The 3,534-nt window shown below is 31.9% G+C and carries 4 protein-coding genes and 1 pseudogene; 2 read left to right on the top strand and 3 right to left on the bottom strand.

Annotated elements, in window-relative coordinates; all coding sequences use genetic code 11:
* From ACFWDE_RS30155 to ACFWDE_RS30145, 3 genes and pseudogenes are all read right to left on the bottom strand, one after another.
* A pseudogene (locus ACFWDE_RS30155) lies at positions 1-306 on the bottom strand (GNAT family N-acetyltransferase); the annotation flags it as partial.
* Positions 307-734: 428 nt separating this feature from the next.
* The gene (locus ACFWDE_RS30150; protein WP_377896350.1) at positions 735-1,283 is read right to left on the bottom strand and encodes a DUF4352 domain-containing protein; all 549 of its coding nucleotides are present in this window, start codon (positions 1,281-1,283) and stop codon (positions 735-737) included.
* 49 nt (positions 1,284-1,332) lie between these two features.
* A complete protein-coding gene (locus ACFWDE_RS30145; protein WP_377896349.1) occupies positions 1,333-1,674 on the bottom strand; it encodes a hypothetical protein in 342 nt (113 codons plus the stop codon).
* A gap of 949 nt (positions 1,675-2,623) precedes the next feature.
* Here ACFWDE_RS30145 and ACFWDE_RS30140 point away from each other — a divergent pair.
* Both ACFWDE_RS30140 and ACFWDE_RS30135 read left to right on the top strand, forming a co-directional pair.
* Positions 2,624-2,965 (top strand): DMT family transporter, encoded by a 342-nt coding sequence (locus tag ACFWDE_RS30140; protein WP_215575421.1) that lies wholly within the window; start codon positions 2,624-2,626, stop codon positions 2,963-2,965.
* Entirely contained in the window at positions 2,965-3,279 is a 315-nt protein-coding gene (locus ACFWDE_RS30135) for a DMT family transporter (RefSeq protein WP_377896348.1), read from the top strand. The genes ACFWDE_RS30140 and ACFWDE_RS30135 overlap by 1 nt, the downstream gene beginning before the upstream one ends.
* The last annotated feature ends 255 nt before the right edge of the window (positions 3,280-3,534 follow it).

Below are 3,534 nucleotides of genomic sequence, written 5' to 3'. Positions count from 1 at the left end.
TCAATTTCTTTGAAAGCTTTTGACCACGATACTCTGGTAAAACGTATAATTCGTAAATGAATCCTACACTCTCTTGTGAAAAATAATCTTACCACTACCAATTAGAATCCATCCCTTTAAGTCATCATTTAGATTGTCATCGTCTTTGAGTACTAAGTAGTATGCTCCTTGTTCTAATGTTGTTTGTATAATTTCTTTTACTCGTTTTTGTGTAGGTTTAAAAGTCTTGACTGTTCCTTCATATAGAGCATTATCTGATTTTACTAGAATTTCATTCAGATCATTTTCACTAGCTTGTTTAATCATATTTTCCCCCTTTGTTTACATAAATTTCTAAAGCGGAAGTGAATTATTTGTCAAAAAAGTTAACCGCTCGCTTGTAATTAGCATTGTTTATTTTATATGCTTCAGCTTGAGCTTCATTTGTATTTTTTGCTACTGTAATTTTGGTTGTATCACTAACCCAAACAAAAAAAGTTTCTTTGGATCCATCTTTGAATAAAATCTTCATGTCAGAGTTAAACAGACTATAATTAGAAGTGGATATTATGTCTAATATAAGGACATAGATCCTCTTTTTTCTTACATGATATACTCCATAATTAGAGAATGAAAAGATGGTCTATTATGTATACAACGATGAGAGAACGTATGTTTGTTTTTGGTTAGGGAACGTAGCCTTTTCGAATATATAATTCATATTAAAGAACACTTCCATCAAATTGTATTTAGACTTAGTTTTTTGGTGATTGCAGCTTATCAATTTTCCAGTGTGCTTCTAGAGGGTCTAAAGAGCTTTCAATATAAAACATATATTCATCTGCGATACCTGGTATTTCAAAAGTTATTTTCAATTCTACCGTTTCATTTGGTTTAACTTGTATATCAGAAGTTTTTTGGTCAAGCACCTTTCCTTCATACGCCTTTCCGTCTTTTTCATCTTTTAAGGTATATTTTAATTCTGATAGTCCAATCATTTGACCTCGTACATTTTTTACAGAGACATTAACAACGACAGAATCGTTGCTATCATTTAAATATGCACTTTGAACGGTGGTCAAGTAATAGCCTCCCTTAGCACTCTCACCAACTAATAAAATACCTTGTTCCAAGCGGCTCATATCTTCTTCTTCAAAATTTATTAATTCTTCATTTTCATTTTTTGCGGTTGGTTCTTCTATTGAATCATTTTCAACTGCACTATCTTTTTTATCTTGTGTGCAAGCAGCCGTAACACTGACAAATACTAGACTTAAAGTAAGTAATATGGATAATTTCCTCATAAAATTTATCCGTCTCCTTAAATTTCTCGATTTTGTGCAACTATACATATTATAAAGCAATTCTATTTATAAGCTCATTTATTTTTCCTCTGTCAATAAGCCATTTTAAGATTCCTATTATTAATATAAGGAACGGTATTGCCTGAATAAAGAAAAATCCTTTCCAAAAATAAAGTGGATTACTATCTCTAAATTCTGTTGCCATCTCATCTGTATAAAAAACCAACGAACCTATCAAATAAGCCATTGGAATTGTGAGTAGATTTATCGCTAAACAGACCATTATCAATGATAGGTTTTTAGCCTTAATTTTTGGTGAAACAGACTTGAAAAATAAAAATATTGAGGTGCCGGATATAAGAAAAAGTGTTATTACATAAAAAATCACCATAATATTCCTCCATGACTTTAATTGTACCATCAGCTAAGACAACTTTGTGCAAATTTGGATAAATAGGATATTCATGTAAGGTTAACATAACGTCTCATTATTGGTAGCAAGGACATGGCAGAACCCTACTCTTACAAGGAATCCGCCCTTTTCTTTTTCTATGATACTATGCATTTTTTTATACATTCCTATTTTAGCGCGCCTTTTGGTCTCCCGATTTCTCGCATAAAATCTTGCATGCTCTTAGCGTGGGGTTCTTCCAAAATGCTGACGGTACCCCATGTCCATCAAGCTAAGATTTTGAAGTATACCCAAAAATGAAATTTTTATCTCTCTACAGCTAAATTCTTCTAGAACCTATTGGCTCATGCACGATATTGACACTCATTCATGACCAGTGGAAAGAAGGTGCCCCCGATTATGAGAACAGTAACAAGGCCTGGTGGATGATTTTAAATAATACAAAGACTTTGGTGAATGTTCATAGGTTGGTCCGTCACAAATGATTTAATCGAAAGGGACTAGTGGAGCACAACTCCTTAACTAATTATATATTAAGGTTTATGTTTTTGAATCTAGCTCACTGATTGTAAAGTAAACAACTTAAATGTGATTTGAAATTTTTCTATATAACTGATCTCTTTGAGAGAAAATATATATTTATTCAACAATAGCGCCCTTTTATTGAATAATAACTTCTATAATTTTCAATCATATTCAATTGTTTTAACCTTAATTAATTTTAAAATGTATATATATTCTTAGGGAATTGTATATGTTAAATGCTTTCTAGTGTTCCACCATAAAGTAGTGTTGGTCTAGTCTGAGAGAAAATACACAGGTTTGCTGTGTCACCGAAGGATAAAAGCCTGGGAGAAACTGTTTAACAGTTATCTCTTAGGCTTTTTTTGTTTTTTTTGGTAAGAATAAAATTGGAGGTGTCTTTTAGATGAGTAAAGACTGGATTAAAGTATTTGTTGCTGCTTTCTTTGAAATTTTTTGGGTAATTGGTTTAAAACATGCTGATGGCTTTTGGACTTGGACGGGGACTATCGTTGCTATATTTTTCAGCTTTTATTTAATGGTTATGGCAGGAAGAATGCTTCCCGTGGGAACTGTTTATGCTGTTTTTGTTGGATTAGGTACAGCTGGAACTGTCTTTTCTGAAATCTTGTTCTTTGGTGAACCATTTAAAATGGGAAAAGTACTCTTGATTTTATTTTTATTAGCTGGAGTAATTGGCTTGAAATTAGTTACAGATGACAAAGTTCAGGAAGGTGATGAATCCTAATGCCATGGATTTCTTTAATCATAGCAGGGCTGTGTGAAATGTTTGGTGTTGCTATGATAAATAAATTGCATAAAGACCGAAATTGGCAATCATTAGTTTTGTTAATTCTCGGATTTGGATTAAGTTTTATATTTCTTGCTTACGCAATGGAAACACTGCCTATGGGGACAGCTTATGCAATTTGGACTGGAATTGGTGCGTCTGGTGGTGCAATTTTAGGCATGGTTTTTTATGGCGAATCAAAAGAATGGAAAAGACTTATTTTTATAGGTATGGTTTTAGGTGCTGCAATAGGTCTAAAACTCGTTTCATAAATGATTTTTTAGATTTGTTCTATGAAGAAGATAATCTGCCTTTATCAAGTGAATTATCTTCTTTATTTTTTACTATTTTCCAACAAAATGTTCCAATTGTTGAGTAAAATGACTGGCTTTTTTTAAACAACTTTATTATGTTTCAAACAATTTTATTGTTCGTGAATAAATCCCTCAAAAATACAATTGACCAATAGTAACAAAAGCATCCTCTTAGATTTCTTCTAAATATTCAATTATAATATTTATTAATTA

This window comes from Bacillus sp. NPDC060175, assembly GCF_042728695.1.
In the GTDB taxonomy this organism is placed as follows: Bacteria; Bacillota; Bacilli; order Bacillales; family Bacillaceae_G; genus Bacillus_A.
This window is presented reverse-complemented; position numbering and strand designations above follow the sequence as displayed.

Bases quoted from the DNA above. Each gene is read 5' to 3' on its own strand.
- ACFWDE_RS30150 (WP_377896350.1), bottom strand. From the start codon at position 1,283: ATGAGGAAATTATCCATATTACTTACTTTAAGTCTAGTATTTGTCAGT.
- ACFWDE_RS30145 (WP_377896349.1), bottom strand. From the start codon at position 1,674: ATGGTGATTTTTTATGTAATAACACTTTTTCTTATATCCGGCACCTCA.
- ACFWDE_RS30140 (WP_215575421.1), top strand. From the start codon at position 2,624: ATGAGTAAAGACTGGATTAAAGTATTTGTTGCTGCTTTCTTTGAAATT.
- ACFWDE_RS30135 (WP_377896348.1), top strand. From the start codon at position 2,965: ATGCCATGGATTTCTTTAATCATAGCAGGGCTGTGTGAAATGTTTGGT.